Source organism: Streptomyces sp. NPDC025806, from assembly GCF_055558275.1.
The window spans coordinates 68,136-81,833 of the sequence record NZ_JBVHMU010000020.1 but is presented as its reverse complement, the minus strand read 5'-3'; the positions used below and the strand labels follow the sequence as shown (position 1 = coordinate 81,833).

Sequence of the window (13,698 nt, the reverse complement as noted above, 5' to 3'; positions counted from 1 at the left end):
GACCGGTCGACCTGAGCCTCTTCTATGGCTTTGACCTGCGTAAACGTGGTCTCCGCAGGGCTCGGGGCGGGGGCGGGACGGGTGTGACGGAACTCGCGTTGCCGCCGCCCCGGCGCCGTTGTCCACAGGGCGGAACGGCGTTGACAGGTGTACGTCATGATCGGCATCGTCCTGGGTCATGCAGCCACTCCGTGACCGTACGGTCACCCTTGTGGGGCGCCGCCACGTCGACCTGGTCCGTGTCGCGAGCGCCATCTGTCGCCGCGCCTTCTGAGCGCGTTCTCCACCGTTCAGATCCTGCGTTCCCGGGTTCACAGCGAGTCGCTCCTTTGCGCCGGAGGAGCGGTCCCTGGCCCGTTCTCCCCCTTCGCTCTCCTTCCTGGAGCCTTCATGTCCTCGCATGCCTCGAAGCTGTCCCGGCGCGCGTTCGGCGGGGTGGTCGGCGCCTCGGCGACCGTCGCCGCGCTCGGCACCGCCGCCCCGCCCGCCGCCGCCACCACGCCTGCCGCGGCCGACGCCCCGCGGGAGCGGCCGTTCCGCGCCGCCGCCGGGCGGCGCTCCCGCCGGCCCAACATCCTGTTCATCCTCGGCGACGACCTCGGCTGGGCCGATCTGTCCTCGTACGGGGCGCCGCACATCAGGACCCCGCACCTGGACCGGCTGGCCCGGCAGGGCGTGCGGTTCACCGACGCGTACAGCGGGTCCGCGACCTGCTCGCCGACCCGGTTCAGCCTCTACACGGGCCGCTATCCGGGCCGGACGAAGGGCGGGCTGGCCGAGCCGATCGCCGACCGGTCCGCCGGGCTCGACCCGAACCATCCGACGCTCGCCTCGCTGCTGCGGGGCGCGGGCTACTCGACCGCGCTCATCGGCAAGTGGCACTGCGGCTACCTGCCGGACTACTCGCCGACCCGCTCGGGCTGGGACGAGTTCTTCGGGAACTTCGGCGGGGCCCTGGAGTACTACTCGAAGCTGGGGCTCGGCGGGGAGTACGACCTGTACGAGGGCGACGCCGAGTACAAGGACCTGCGGTACTACACGCGGATCCTCACCGAGCGGGCGAGCGAGTACGTGCGCCGCGACCACGGGGACACCCCGTGGCTGCTCAACCTGAACTTCACGACCCCGCACTGGCCGTGGATCGCCGACGGGGACGAGGAGGCGAGCGCCGAGGTCGTGCGGCGGATCAAGGCCGGTGACCGGCGGGCCCTGTTCCACGACGACGGCGGCTCGGTGGAGAAGTACACCGAGATGGTCGAGGACCTGGACCGGTCCGTCGGGCAGGTGCTCGCCGCGCTGAAGGAGTCCGGCCAGGAGCGGGACACGCTGGTCTTCTTCGCGTCCGACAACGGCGGCGAGCGCTTCTCCTACAACTGGCCGCTGTCCGGCAACAAGTCCTCGCTCCAGGAGGGCGGCATCCGCGTCCCGACGATCGTGCGGTGGCCGGCCCGGTTCGACGCGGGCCAGGTCAGCCACGAGCCGGTGTTCACCCCGGACTGGACGGCGACGCTCCTGGAGATCGGCGGAGCCCGGCCCGACCCGGCGTACCCGCTCGACGGCACGAGCCTGGCCGGGTACCTGCTGCGCGGCGAGGAGCTCGCGGAGCGCGATCTGTTCTGGCGGGTGCGCGGGGAACGGGCCGTGCGGCGCGGCGACTGGAAGTACTACCGCGGCAAGGACGGCAAGGACCGCCTCTTCGACCTGTCGGCTGACCGCCGCGAACAGGCCGACCGGGCGGCGGACGAGCCGGAGCGGCTGGCCGGGCTGAAGGCGGTCTGGGAGCGCGTCGACAAGGGGCTGCTGCCCTATCCGGCCTGAGTCCTCCGGGCGGCTGCCGGCTACCGGCTACGGGGTCTTGGCGGTCAGGGTGACGCCCTTGCCGTCCTTCGTGGTCAGGGTGAGCCGGTCGCCCTTGATCGCGTAGTGGACCTCGCTGTCGAGGGCCGAGGTCATCGCCTTCTCCAGGTCCGCGGCGGGGCCGAAGCAGCCCATCCGGGTCGTGATCAGGCGGCCGAAGCTGATGCGGTCGCCCTTGACCGTGGCCTTGGTGCTGCCGGTGTTGCAGCCGAGGCGGGCGTCGACGCGGCCGTCCTTGTGCAGGACGACGCGGGCGCGGTCCCGGGCGGCCTTCGGCAGCGGGGCGTCGGTGCCGGCCGAGCGCAGGCCCGTGACCTGCCACTCCGTGCCGACCAGCGGGGTGTCGGTCGTCACGGTCCCGGGACCGGGGCGGCCGGCGCCGGGGGCCTTCTCGGTGCCGCAGGCGGTGAGCGCGGCGAGGGCGGTCACCGCGAGCGTGGTGCTGAGCGTCGTGGTGAGCAGGGCGCGGGGGGTGGTTCGTATCGGCATGGCGATGGGACGGGGGAGCCCCCCGGTCCGGTTCCATCCCGCCCCGTGGGGCCGCCCCGCCCCGTAGGCCTCAGGCCATGATCGGGAGCAGCGCCTCCAGGTCGGCCCGCTCGCCGCTCGCGCTGACCTTCGCGTCGTCGAGGGCGGTCCGCCAGCTCGTACGGCCCGTCGCGAGGCGGAGCCAGGTGAGTGGGTCGGTCTCCACGACGTTCGGCGGGGTGCCGCGGGTGTGCCGGGGGCCCTCGACGCACTGGACGACGGCGAACGGCGGGATCCGCACCTCGGTGGACGCGCCGGGCGCCTTCACGGCGAGCGCGTCGGCGAGGAAGCGGGTCGCGGCGGCGAGCAACTGCCGCTCGACGGGCAGGCCCAGCTCGGGCAGAGCGTCGTTCAGGTCGTCGGTGTGGACGGCGAGTTCGACCGCGCGGGTGACGAGGGCGGTGGTCAGCGTCATGGTCCCGACCCGGTGGGCGAGCGGCCGCTCGCCGTCGACCCCGGCCGGCAGGTACGTGTCGAGCCCCTCGGCGACCTCCGCGTACAGCTCGCCGAGCGGGGCGGCGGCCAGTTCGTGGACGCGCGTGTCGATGGCGGGGGCGGCGGGCGCGGTGAGCGACGGATACTCCGTCAGCGTCAGTTCGGCCCGGGCCGGGGCGGGTTCGGCGAGGGCGCGGGGCAGCATCCCGACGGCCATGGTGAGGTGCGCGGCGAGCTCCCGCACGGTCCAGTCGCCGAGCCGGGTGGGCGCCGCGAGCTGCTCCGGGGTGAGGGCCTCGACGGCCGTACGCAGGGCGGCGAACTGGGCCAGTACGGCGGTCCGCAACTTCTCGGCGTCGTAGGAGCGCTGGCGTTTTCTGGAGGTCCTGGGCGCGGGCATGACGGTGACCCTACGCCCGCACGGCGAATCCGCTCAGGCCCTTTTCGACCAGGGCGAACGCCCGCTCGGCGCGCTCCGCCGCGTCCGCCGCGACCGCGGCCGGGGACTCGCCCGCCAGGACCCTGCGGTGGTGCTCGCTCATGAGGGCGCCGACCACGCCGGACAGCTGGGCCGCGGCGACGGCGGACAGCAGGGCGTCGCCGGTCTCCTCGGTGAGCACGGTCGCCGCCGCCCGCTCGCCGCGCACCGACCAGAGCATCGCGCGGCGGGCCAGGACCGGGGTGCGCTGGACGAGCTGGATCAGCGCCAGCTCGTTGCCCTGCTCGCTGAGGCCGATCGACGGGTCCCGGTCGGCGATCTTGCGGAGGACCATCGCGCGGGTCGCGTCGACGGCCGAACTGCCGCTCGGGCGCGCCCTGATGGCCTCGGCCAGGTCCTCGACGTGCTCCTCCATGGGGCCCATGAGGAGGTCTTCCTTGGTCTTGAAGTAGTTGAAGACCGTCATCTTCGAGACCTCGGCGGCCTCGGCGATCTGGGCGACGGACACCTGCTCGTAGCCGTGCTCCAGGAACAGGTCGACCGCGGTGCGCCACACCTTGATCGCCGTCTGCTTCTTCTTGCGCTCGCGCAGTCCGGGTCCGCCGTCTTCAGCCATGCCGGAACCGTACCAAGCCGTGGTCGAAGTTTGAGCCGGACAAAATTTTTGGCTCCACCGAAATTTGATCCGAGCAAAAAGATTGACCCGATACATTTTCTCGGGCACGGTGATGCCATGACTGAGACGCCCGCACCGAAGACGCCCGGAGCGATGACTCCGGCGGCCCGCGCGATCGGCATGTTCGTCTGCCTCTTCACGATCGTCCTGGCCGTCCTCGACCTGCAGATCGTGTCCGCGGCCGCCGTGCCGATCGTCCGCGACCTCGACCCCGCCCACGGCATCGACTGCTTCCCGTGGCTGGTCAGCGCGTTCGCCCTCGCCGCCGCCGCGATGCTGCCGCTGTACGGCAAGCTCTGCGACACCCTCGGCGCCCAGCGCGTCTTCCTCGGCGCCGTCGCCACCTTCCTGCTGGGCTCGGCGCTGTGTGGGCTCGCCCAGTCGATGACCCAGCTGATCGCCGCTCGCGCCCTTCAGGGCCTCGGCGGCGGCGGGCTGATGAGCGTGACGATGGTCGTGATGGCGCACCTCAAGGACCCCGGAGAGGAAGGGGCCGGCAAGGGCGGCGGGCTCGGCGGCATCGTCGCCGGCTGCGGCATGGCCCTCGGCCCCTGGCTCGGCGGCTTCCTCACCGACCACGCGAGCTGGCGGTGGATCTTCTACGTGAACCTGCCGCTCGGCATCGCCGTCCTGATCGCCGGCGCGCTCGTCCTCAAGCTGCCCGACCACCCCGTGCGCCGCCCGCTCGACTGGGCCGGAGCCGCCCTCGCCGCCGGCTTCTCCACCGCGCTGCTGCTCGCCATGGAGTGGGGCGGCCGGGAGTACGCCTGGAGCTCCCCGCAGATCATCGGCCTGCTGTGCGCCGCCGTGCTGGGCCTCGTCCTGTTCGTCCGGCGGCAGGCCACCGCCGCCGACCCGCTGCTCCCCCTGTCCCTGTTCCGGATCCCCGAACTGCGCTGGGCCTTCGTCGTCCAGGGCATCACCGGCGCCGCGATGATGTGCTCGATCTACTACGTGCTGGTCTATCTCCAGGTGGCCCGCGGTCTGTCCAGCTCCGACGCCGGGCTCTACCTGCTGCCGATGGCCGTCGGCATGACCGGCGCCGGCCTCGTCGCGGGCCGCCTCGACTGGCCCGCCCGGACCGCCACGCTCTCCGGCACCCTCACCATGGCCGCCGTCTTCGCGCTCCTCGCCACGACCCTGTCCCCCGACACGTCCCTGTGGCTGATCCGCGCCGAACTGTTCCTCGCCGGGATCGCGTTCGGCCAGCTCATCGGGCAGCTGATCTTCCTCGTGCAGGACGCCGCGCCCCGCCCGCTCCTCGGCGTCGCCACGACCGGCATCCGCTTCTTCCAGACACTGGGCAACGCACTGGGCGCCGCCCTGTTCGGCACGATCCTCTTCCGGCTCCTCGACACCGACGTCAACACCATCCCGTCCCTGCACGGTTCCGCGCACGCGGCGGCCGTCCAGGACTTCGTCCACGCCACCAGCATCGTCTTCTGGGGCGGCGCCGCCCTGATGCTGCTCGGCACGGCGCTCGCCACGCGCCTGCCGCGCAGGGACGAGGCGCGGGCCCAGGTCGCCGTCGGCGCCGGGGCCACCCAGCCGTAGAAAACGCGCGAAGTCCCCGTCCGCCGGAGCGGACGGGGACTTCGTGACGTACCGGGAGCCTGGCTTACGCCATGAGCTCCGGGATCGTGTTCTCGTGCGCGGCACGCAGCTCCGTCAGGGAGAGCGCGAACTCGCCCTGGACGTCCACCGCGTCGCCGTCGACGACACCGATACGGGTGACGGGAAGACCCCGCGCACCGCACATGTCGTTGAAGCGGAGCTCCTCGCTGCGCGGCACCGCCACGACCGCGCGGCCCGCCGACTCGGAGAACAGGAAGGTGAACGCGTCCAGGCCGTCCGGGACGACAAGGCGCGCGCCCTTGCCGCCGAGCAGCGCGGACTCGACCACGGCCTGGATCAGACCGCCGTCGGACAGGTCGTGCGCGGCGTCGATCATGCCGTCGCGGGAAGCCGAGATCAGGATCTCGCCGAGCAGCCGCTCGCGCTCCAGGTCCACCTTCGGCGGCATGCCGCCGAGGTGGTCGTGGACGACCTGCGACCAGGCCGAACCGCCGAACTCCTCGTGCGTGTCACCGAGCAGGTAGAGGAGCTGGCCCTCTTCCCGGAAGGCGACCGGGGTGCGCCGGGCGACATCGTCGATCACGCCGAGGACCGCCACGACCGGGGTCGGGTGGATCGCGGCCTCGCCCGTCTGGTTGTACAGCGACACGTTGCCGCCGGTCACCGGGGTGCCGAGCTGGAGGCAGCCGTCGGCCAGACCGCGGACGGCCTCGGCGAACTGCCACATGACGGCCGGGTCCTCGGGCGAGCCGAAGTTCAGGCAGTCGGAGACGGCGAGCGGCTTGGCACCGGTCGTCGCCACGTTGCGGTACGCCTCCGCGAGGGCGAGCTGCGCACCGGTGTACGGGTCGAGCTTCGCGAAGCGGCCGTTGCCGTCCGTCGCGATGGCGACACCGAGGCCGGTCTCCTCGTCGATGCGGATCATGCCCGAGTCCTCGGGCTGCGCAAGGACCGTGTTGCCCTGCACGAAGTGGTCGTACTGCGAGGTGATCCACTTCTTCGACGCCTGGTTCGGCGACGCGACGACCGCGAGGACCTGCTGCTTCAGCTCGTCCGCGGAGGACGGGCGGGCCAGCTTGTTCGCGTCGTCGGCCTGGAGCGCGTCCTGCCACTCGGGGCGGGCGTAGGGACGCTCGTACGTCGGGCCCTCGTGGGCGACCGTGCGCGGGTCGACGTCGACGATCTTCTCGCCGTGCCAGAAGATCTCCAGGCGGTCGCCGTCGGTGACCTCACCGATGACGGTCGCGATGACGTCCCACTTGTCGCAGATCTCGAGGAAGCGCTCGACCTTCTCGGGCTCCACGACCGCGCACATGCGCTCCTGCGACTCGCTCATGAGGATCTCCTCAGGAGAGAGCGTGGAGTCGCGCAGCGGCACGTCGTCGAGCTCGACGCGCATGCCGCCCGAGCCGTTGGACGCCAGCTCGCTGGTGGCGCAGGAGATGCCGGCGGCGCCCAGGTCCTGGATGCCGACGACGAGCTTCTCCTTGAAGGCCTCCAGGGTGCACTCGATGAGGAGCTTCTCCTGGAAGGGGTCGCCGACCTGCACGGCGGGGCGCTTCGACGGCTTGGCGTCGTCGAAGGTCTCGGAGGCCAGGATCGAGGCGCCGCCGATGCCGTCACCGCCCGTGCGGGCGCCGTACATGATGACCTTGTTGCCCGCGCCGGACGCCTTCGCGAGGTGGATGTCCTCGTGCCGCATGACGCCGATGGCACCGGCGTTGACCAGCGGGTTGCCCTGGTAGCAGGCGTCGAAGACGATCTCGCCGCCGATGTTCGGCAGGCCCAGGCAGTTGCCGTAGCCGCCGATGCCGGCGACGACGCCGGGCAGCACGCGCTTGGTGTCCGGGTGGTCCGCGGCGCCCATGCGCAGCGGGTCGACCACGGCCACCGGGCGGGCGCCCATGGCGATGATGTCGCGCACGATGCCGCCCACGCCGGTCGCGGCGCCCTGGTAGGGCTCCACGTAGGAGGGGTGGTTGTGCGACTCCACCTTGAAGGTGACGGCGTAGCCCTGGCCGACGTCGACGACGCCCGCGTTCTCACCGATGCCGACGAGCATGGCGTCGGACTGGGGGGCCTTCTCGCCGAACTGGCGCAGGTGCACCTTCGACGACTTGTAGGAGCAGTGCTCGGACCACATGACCGAGTACATGGCGAGCTCGGCGCCGGTCGGGCGGCGGCCGAGGATCTCCACGACGCGCTCGTACTCGTCCTTCTTCAGGCCCAGCTCGGCCCAGGGGAGTTCGACGTCGGGGGTCTTGGCGGCGTTCTCTACGGTGTCGAGGCTCATGACGCGGAAACCAGCTTCTTGAGGATCGAGGTGAAGAAGGGGAGACCGTCGGTGCGGCCGGACCCGATGAGGGGCTCGACGGCGTGCTCCGGGTGCGGCATCAGACCGACGACGTTGCCCGCCTCGTTCGTGACACCGGCGATGTCGCGCAGCGAACCGTTCGGGTTGAAGTCTTCGTACCGGAAGACGACCCGGCCCTCCGCCTCCAGCTTGTCGAGCGTGTACGAGTCGGCGACGTACCGCCCGTCCATGTTCTTCAGCGGGATGTGGATCTCCTGGCCGGCCTCGTAGTCGGCGGTCCAGGCGGTGTCCGCGTTCTCCACCCGCAGCTTCTGGTCGCGGCAGATGAAGTGCAGGTGGTCGTTGCCGAGCATCGCGCCGGGGAGCAGGTGGGCCTCGGTGAGGACCTGGAACCCGTTGCAGATGCCCAGGACCGGCAGGCCCGCCTTCGCCTGGTCGATCAGCGTCTCCATGACGGGCGAGAAGCGCGAGATGGCGCCCGCCCGCAGGTAGTCACCGTAGGAGAAGCCGCCGGGCAGGACGACCGCGTCGACCTGCTTCAGATCCTTGTCCTTGTGCCACAGGGCCACCGGCTCGGCACCGGCCAGACGGATCGCGCGCTGGGTGTCCCGGTCGTCGAGCGAACCGGGAAAGGTGACGACGCCAATACGAGCGGTCACTTTTCGGCCCCCACCGCGAGCTCTTCCACCTTCACGGTGAAGTTCTCGATCACGGTGTTGGCGAGGAAGGTTTCCGCGAGCTCGTGGATACGGGCGAGGGCGGCGTCATCCACCGGCCCGTCCACTTCGAGCTCGAAACGCTTTCCCTGGCGGACGTCGGAGATGCCGTCGAAACCGAGGCGCGGCAGCGCACGCTGCACCGCCTGGCCCTGGGGGTCGAGGATCTCCGGCTTGAGCATGACGTCGACTACGACGCGTGCCACTGGCACTCCCGGTGTGTGGTGCTGAGCAGGTCCGTTCAGCGTACCCGCCCAAATCTTCTACTCGCGTAGACGGTAGGAAGCTACGAGATCCGCGTCACGTCGGGGCAACGCCCCGAGATCCGTACGGAAAATTACGGGAAAACCCGAGCGAGGCACCCGGAAAACGGGGACGGTAGACACGCGGAGGTTTTCTATTGGCCTTCCCAGCACAATGCCAGGCAGGGTAAAAAGGAATTATCAAGGGCACATCAAGGGCACACCAACGGCAGGACAGTCGACATCACCGCACGTCAAAGCGGGATGCCGGACGAAGGGACCGATATTCGTGGCGCAGCGTGTCGTGGTCACTCTGTTTGACGACATCGACGGCGGAGAAGCGGCGGAAACGGTGGTCTTCGGCCTCGACGGCAAGTCGTACGAGATCGACCTGAATCAAGCCAATGCGAAAAAGCTCCGCAAGGCCCTCGCCCCGTACCTCCAGGCCGGGCGCAAGCAGACCGGCGGCGCCGGCGCCGGGCGGACGCCCAAGGTCCCGACGGTGTTCACGCACACGGCGGTGACCCCCGCCCCGGCCGCGGTGCGCGCCTGGGCCCGCTCGCACCAGCTCGACGTGCCGCCGCGGGGCCGGATCCCCAAGCGCGTCTACGAGGCGTTCGCCGAGGCCAACTGAGGCGCGCGTCCCTCCGTCAGGAGCCCCTCGCCGGAACCGACTTGCGCTGCACCCCCGCTGGTCAGCTAGAGTCTGGAGCACGCCGAGGGGCAAGGCCGAAAAAGCCGCACCTCACGGAGTACATGCGGGTGTAGTTCAGTAGTAGAACATCCCCCTTCCAGGGGGAAGGCGCAGTGTGCAATTCCTGTCACCCGCTCTGCATCGCGTACCGATCACCACTTGTGGTGCGGTAGGCTGGTGCTCGCACCGACCAGTGAGAGCTGATCGGCCGCATGCGAACGTAGCTCAGTTGGTAGAGCGCAACCTTGCCAAGGTTGAGGTCGCGAGTTCGAACCTCGTCGTTCGCTCCAGTTCCGGAAGCCCCGGGTCCGCAAGGATCCGGGGCTTCCGGCGTTCCTGGCCCCGCCCCGGTCGCCCCTGACATTTGTCATGCGGGCCGATGACAGCGCGCACTGCCCGCCGGCCCGCGCCGCCGCGAGGCTGGATCCATGACCAGCAACGAGCGCGTGATCGATGTCACTGATCTGCGCCGCGTGTACGGGGACGGCAAGCGGGGGTCCTTCGAGGCGGTGCGCGGAGTCAGCTTCTCCGTGGGCCGCGGCGAGCTCTTCGCGCTCCTCGGCACGAACGGCGCCGGAAAGACCTCCACCGTCGAGCTCCTCGAAGGACTCGCGGCGCCCGCCGCCGGACAGGTCCGGGTCCTCGGGCACGACCCGCACACCGAACGCGCCCGGGTGCGGCCCCGGATCGGCGTCATGCTCCAGGAGGGCGGCTTCCCCGCCGAACTGACCGTCGCCGAGACCGTCCGCATGTGGGCCGGCTGCACCAGCGGAGCCCGGCCGGTCGGCGAGGCCCTGGAGTCCGTCGGGCTCACCCGCCGCGCCAAGGTGCGGGTCAAGCAGCTGTCCGGCGGCGAGAAGCGGCGGCTCGACCTCGCGCTCGCCCTGATCGGCCGGCCCGAGGTGCTCTTCCTCGACGAACCGACGACCGGCCTCGACGCCGAGGGCCGGCAGGAGACCTGGAACCTGGTGCGGGCCCTGCGGGCCGAGGGCACCACGGTCCTGCTGACCACCCACTACCTCGAGGAGGCCGAGGAGCTGGCCGACCGGCTCGCGATCCTGCACCAGGGGCGGATCGCCGCCCAGGGCACGGTCGACGAGGTCGTCGCCGCCCAGCCCTCGCACGTCGCCTTCGAACTGCCCGACGGGTACTTCGTGGGCGATCTGCCGCCGCTCGACCGGCTCGGCGTCACCGGGCACGAGGCCGACGGACGGCTCGTCCGGCTGCGCACCGGCGAACTCCAGCGCACCGCGACCGAGCTCCTCGTGTGGGCGCGGGACGCGGGCGTGACCCTGCGCCGGCTCGACGTGCGGGGCGCCTCGCTGGAGGAGGCGTTCCTGCGCATCGCCCAGGACGCCAAGCAGCAGGACGGCACGGTCGCCGCCCGCGAGAAGGAGATGGCGGCATGAGCACCGCGACGATCACGGCCACGACCACCCCGCTCGGGAGGCTGCGCGCGCTCGGCCGCGCCGAACTGACCCTGCTCGGCCGCAGCAAGGGCGTCCTGATCACCTCCCTGTTCGTGCCGCTCGCCCTCCCGCTGAGCCTGGGCAGCACCCTGAAGGAGGACCGGCTCAAGGGCACGGGCCTCGACCTCGGCACCGTCGTGGTGTCCTCCGCGATGGGCTTCTCGCTGCTGTTCGCCGTCTACACGGCCCTCGTCAGCGTCTACGCCGCGCGCCGCGAGGAGCTCGTCCTCAAGCGGCTGCGCACCGGCGAACTGCGCGACGCGGAGATCCTCGCCGGGGCCGCGCTGCCGTCCGCCGCGATCGGGCTGCTCCAGTGCCTCGTGCTCGCCGTGGCCTGCGCCGCGTTCCTCGGCACCGGGATGCCGGACGCACCACTGCTCGCCGTGGTGGGCCTGGCGCTCGGGTTCCCGCTGTGTGCGGCGCTCGCCGCGCTGACCACGGTGGTGAGCCGCAGCGTGGAGAGCGCGCAGGTCGCCGCCATGCCGCTGATGCTCCTGACGATGTTCGGCTCGGGCTCGTTCGTGCCTCTCGAGTTGCTGCCCGACCGGCTCGCCTCGGTCTGCGAACTCCTGCCGCTGACCCCGGTGCTGACCCTGATCCGGGGCGGCTGGAGCGGCCAACTCGACGCGTCCGAGATCCTGTCGGCGATCCTGACGGCGGTGGCCTGGACGGTCGTGGCGGTGTTTGCTGTACGACGGTGGTTCCGCTGGGAACCGCGGCGCTGACGGGGGGTGTGCGGTGGGCCGGGTGCGGTGGCGGGACCGGAGCAAGGTCGAACGGGTCGAGTGGCAGAGCCGGGTCAGTCTGCGCGTCATCAACTGGGTGTTCTTCCTGGCCTGGTCGGGCCTCGGGCTCGTCGGGAGCATCCGGGACGACGCCACGGCCACGACGCTCTTCGGCTGCCTGATGGCCGTCAACGTGGCGCAGTGCGTGGTCGCCGACCGGCACGTGCGGCTCGCCATCGACCAGTACCTCGGTCGGGGCCGGGTGCCCCGGGCGTGGACCGCGGCCGGCTTCTGTCTCGCGCTCGCCTCGGTCGGCCTGATCGCCGCGCTGGCCGGGACGCGGAGCGTGCAGCACGGCATGATCGTGATGCCCCTGATCTTCGCGCCGATGCCGTTCGGCGGGGCGTACGCGCTCCAGGTCCCGATCCGCACCTTCGTCCGGCGGGCCGTCGCGCTGCTCGCCGTCGGCATCGTGGCCACCGCCGTGATCGCCCGGCCGTCGCCGGGCTGGCTCGCGACCCTGACCGCGATGCTGGCCCTCGCCCTGGGCATCGCCCTCCTCTGCTACCGGTGCAGCATCTGGAACCTCTCGGTGATGTGGGAGTCCGAGCACGCCCGGGAGATCGAGGCGCGGCTCGCGGTCGCCGAGGAGCGGCTGCGGTTCGGGCGCGACCTGCACGACGTGATGGGCCGCAACCTGTCCGTCGTCGCCCTCAAGAGCGAGCTCGCCGTGCAGCTGGCCCGGCGCGGCCGCACCGAGGACGCCGTCGCCCAGATGACCGAGGTGCAGCGCATCGCGCAGGAGTCGCAGAAGGAGGTCCGCGAGGTCGTCCGGGGCTACCGCGCGGCCGACCTCGGCGCCGAACTCGCCGGTGCGCGCGGCGTGCTGGGCGCCGCCGGCATCGCCTGCACGGTCACCGGCGACGCCCCTGACCTGCCCGCCGACGTGCAGTCGGCGCTCGGCTGGGTGGTGCGCGAGACCACGACCAACGTGCTGCGCCACGGCGACGCCCGGACCTGCCGGGTCACGCTCGCGGCGGGTGACGGCGACGTGGTGCTGACGGTGGAGAACGACGGAGTGGACCCGTCCGGCGGCGACGGCCGTCCGGGATCGGGACTCGCGGGCCTGCGGGAGCGGCTCGCCGAGGTGGCCGGAACGTTGGAGGCGGGTGCGGTGGAGCGCGACAGGTTCCGGGTGGTGGCGACCGTCCCGGTCCGGGCGGGCCGGGCCGACGGTTCCGGGGCCCCGGAGGCGCCGGAACCCGTGGAGGCCGGAACGGCGTCGCGCGGAGGTGCCCGATGAGCCTGCGCGTGCTGCTCGCCGACGACGAGCACCTGATCCGCGGCGCGCTCGCCGCGCTGCTCGCTCTGGAGGACGACCTGACCGTGGTCGCCGAGGCCGCGAGCGGACCCGAGGCGCTCGCCATGGCCCGCGCCCACCGACCCGACGTCGCGGTGCTCGATCTGCAGATGCCGGGCTGCGACGGTGTGAGTGTGGCCACAGCGCTCCGCGCCGAACTCCCCGCCTGCCGCACCATGATCGTCACCAGTCACGGCCGCCCCGGACACCTGAAGCGGGCGCTCGCGGCGGGCGTGCGCGCCTTCGTGCCGAAGACGGTCAGCGCGCAGCGGCTCGCCGAGCTCATCCGTACCGTCCATGCCGGTAACCGTTATGTGGACCCGGAGTTGGCGGCCGACGCGATCTCCGCCGGGGACTCGCCGCTGACCGCGCGCGAGGCCGAAGTACTGGAACTCGCGGCCGACGGGGCGCCCGTCGCGGAGATCGCCGAGCGGGCCGCCCTCTCCCAGGGGACGGTGCGGAACTACCTGTCGTCGGCCGTCTCGAAGCTCGGTGCCGAGAACCGTCACGCGGCGGTGCGTCTCGCACGCGAGCGAGGTTGGGTATAGTTGGCGTCGCGCTTCGGGCCACAGAGTCCGGAGAGCAAGCCTGCGAACGTAGCTCAGTTGGTAGAGCGCAACCTTGCCAAGGTTGAGGTCGCGAGTTCGAACCTCGTCGTTCGCTCCACA

At 71.5% G+C, this 13,698-nt stretch carries 14 protein-coding genes and 3 tRNA genes; 11 read left to right on the top strand and 6 right to left on the bottom strand.

The features are described from left to right. The first annotated feature begins 178 nt into the window (after window positions 1-178). Window positions 179-274, top strand: a complete 96-nt coding sequence (locus ACZ4E1_RS33820) for a putative leader peptide (protein WP_384618887.1) — start codon at window positions 179-181, stop codon at window positions 272-274. A 116-nt stretch (window positions 275-390) separates the two neighbouring features. Then, window positions 391-1,818 carry a sulfatase family protein gene (locus ACZ4E1_RS33815; RefSeq protein WP_467546718.1) on the top strand — a complete coding sequence of 476 codons (1,428 nt, stop codon included), beginning with the start codon at window positions 391-393 and terminating at the stop codon, window positions 1,816-1,818. Window positions 1,819-1,845: 27 nt separating this feature from the next. Here ACZ4E1_RS33815 and ACZ4E1_RS33810 read toward each other — a convergent pair whose 3' ends face one another. From ACZ4E1_RS33810 to ACZ4E1_RS33800, 3 genes are all read right to left on the bottom strand, one after another. Beyond that, the gene (locus ACZ4E1_RS33810; protein ID WP_467546716.1) at window positions 1,846-2,346 is read right to left on the bottom strand and encodes an META domain-containing protein; all 501 of its coding nucleotides are present in this window, start codon (window positions 2,344-2,346) and stop codon (window positions 1,846-1,848) included. Between the two features lie 70 nt (window positions 2,347-2,416). Beyond that, window positions 2,417-3,220, bottom strand: a complete 804-nt coding sequence (locus ACZ4E1_RS33805; RefSeq protein WP_467546714.1) for a maleylpyruvate isomerase family mycothiol-dependent enzyme — start codon at window positions 3,218-3,220, stop codon at window positions 2,417-2,419. Between the two features lie 10 nt (window positions 3,221-3,230). Then, entirely contained in the window at window positions 3,231-3,875 is a 645-nt protein-coding gene (locus ACZ4E1_RS33800; RefSeq protein ID WP_467546712.1) for a TetR/AcrR family transcriptional regulator, read from the bottom strand. Between the two features lie 117 nt (window positions 3,876-3,992). Between ACZ4E1_RS33800 and ACZ4E1_RS33795 the strand changes: the two genes are divergently transcribed. Next, entirely contained in the window at window positions 3,993-5,489 is a 1,497-nt protein-coding gene (locus tag ACZ4E1_RS33795) for an MFS transporter (protein WP_467546710.1), read from the top strand. Between the two features lie 64 nt (window positions 5,490-5,553). Here the strand turns inward: ACZ4E1_RS33795 and purL are convergent, their stop codons facing one another. From purL to purS, 3 genes are read right to left on the bottom strand one after another with little or no spacing between them, the layout of a single operon-like run. Further along, entirely contained in the window at window positions 5,554-7,803 is a 2,250-nt protein-coding gene (purL, locus tag ACZ4E1_RS33790; protein WP_467546708.1) for a phosphoribosylformylglycinamidine synthase subunit PurL, read from the bottom strand. After that, a complete protein-coding gene (gene purQ, locus ACZ4E1_RS33785; RefSeq protein ID WP_399124281.1) occupies window positions 7,800-8,483 on the bottom strand; it encodes a phosphoribosylformylglycinamidine synthase subunit PurQ in 684 nt (227 codons plus the stop codon). Before purQ ends, purL begins: the two co-directional genes overlap by 4 nt. Then, window positions 8,480-8,746: a phosphoribosylformylglycinamidine synthase subunit PurS gene (purS, locus tag ACZ4E1_RS33780; RefSeq protein ID WP_188337827.1), complete on the bottom strand. Its 267-nt coding sequence runs from the start codon at window positions 8,744-8,746 to the stop codon at window positions 8,480-8,482. Before purS ends, purQ begins: the two co-directional genes overlap by 4 nt. A gap of 325 nt (window positions 8,747-9,071) precedes the next feature. Between purS and ACZ4E1_RS33775 the strand changes: the two genes are divergently transcribed. From ACZ4E1_RS33775 to ACZ4E1_RS33740, 8 genes are all read left to right on the top strand, one after another. Continuing rightward, window positions 9,072-9,416 carry a histone-like nucleoid-structuring protein Lsr2 gene (locus ACZ4E1_RS33775; protein ID WP_467546705.1) on the top strand — a complete coding sequence of 115 codons (345 nt, stop codon included), beginning with the start codon at window positions 9,072-9,074 and terminating at the stop codon, window positions 9,414-9,416. A gap of 124 nt (window positions 9,417-9,540) precedes the next feature. Then, window positions 9,541-9,612, top strand: a tRNA-Gly gene (locus ACZ4E1_RS33770). Between the two features lie 78 nt (window positions 9,613-9,690). Continuing rightward, window positions 9,691-9,766 (top strand) — tRNA-Gly (locus tag ACZ4E1_RS33765). Window positions 9,767-9,904: 138 nt separating this feature from the next. Beyond that, entirely contained in the window at window positions 9,905-10,885 is a 981-nt protein-coding gene (locus tag ACZ4E1_RS33760) for an ABC transporter ATP-binding protein (RefSeq protein ID WP_467546703.1), read from the top strand. Next, window positions 10,882-11,670: an ABC transporter permease gene (locus ACZ4E1_RS33755; protein ID WP_467546701.1), complete on the top strand. Its 789-nt coding sequence runs from the start codon at window positions 10,882-10,884 to the stop codon at window positions 11,668-11,670. The genes ACZ4E1_RS33760 and ACZ4E1_RS33755 overlap by 4 nt, the downstream gene beginning before the upstream one ends. A 13-nt stretch (window positions 11,671-11,683) precedes the next feature. Beyond that, on the top strand, window positions 11,684-12,973 hold the full coding sequence (locus ACZ4E1_RS33750) for a sensor histidine kinase (RefSeq protein ID WP_467546699.1): 1,290 nt from the start codon (window positions 11,684-11,686) through the stop codon (window positions 12,971-12,973). After that, complete coding sequence (locus ACZ4E1_RS33745; protein WP_467546697.1) at window positions 12,970-13,578, top strand: response regulator; 609 nt, start codon at window positions 12,970-12,972, stop codon at window positions 13,576-13,578. Before ACZ4E1_RS33750 ends, ACZ4E1_RS33745 begins: the two co-directional genes overlap by 4 nt. A gap of 42 nt (window positions 13,579-13,620) precedes the next feature. Further along, window positions 13,621-13,696, top strand: a tRNA-Gly gene (locus ACZ4E1_RS33740). Window positions 13,697-13,698: the final 2 nt, after the last annotated feature.

Excerpts from the sequence above, each read along its gene's own strand:
- ACZ4E1_RS33805 (WP_467546714.1), bottom strand. The coding sequence starts at position 3,220 with ATGCCCGCGCCCAGGACCTCCAGAAAACGCCAGCGCTCCTACGACGCC.
- ACZ4E1_RS33755 (WP_467546701.1), top strand. The coding sequence starts at position 10,882 with ATGAGCACCGCGACGATCACGGCCACGACCACCCCGCTCGGGAGGCTG.
- ACZ4E1_RS33815 (WP_467546718.1), top strand. The coding sequence starts at position 391 with ATGTCCTCGCATGCCTCGAAGCTGTCCCGGCGCGCGTTCGGCGGGGTG.
- ACZ4E1_RS33795 (WP_467546710.1), top strand. The coding sequence starts at position 3,993 with ATGACTGAGACGCCCGCACCGAAGACGCCCGGAGCGATGACTCCGGCG.
- purL (WP_467546708.1), bottom strand. The coding sequence starts at position 7,803 with ATGAGCCTCGACACCGTAGAGAACGCCGCCAAGACCCCCGACGTCGAA.
- ACZ4E1_RS33800 (WP_467546712.1), bottom strand. The coding sequence starts at position 3,875 with ATGGCTGAAGACGGCGGACCCGGACTGCGCGAGCGCAAGAAGAAGCAG.
- ACZ4E1_RS33760 (WP_467546703.1), top strand. The coding sequence starts at position 9,905 with ATGACCAGCAACGAGCGCGTGATCGATGTCACTGATCTGCGCCGCGTG.
- ACZ4E1_RS33820 (WP_384618887.1), top strand. The coding sequence starts at position 179 with ATGCAGCCACTCCGTGACCGTACGGTCACCCTTGTGGGGCGCCGCCAC.
- ACZ4E1_RS33745 (WP_467546697.1), top strand. The coding sequence starts at position 12,970 with ATGAGCCTGCGCGTGCTGCTCGCCGACGACGAGCACCTGATCCGCGGC.
- ACZ4E1_RS33810 (WP_467546716.1), bottom strand. The coding sequence starts at position 2,346 with ATGCCGATACGAACCACCCCCCGCGCCCTGCTCACCACGACGCTCAGC.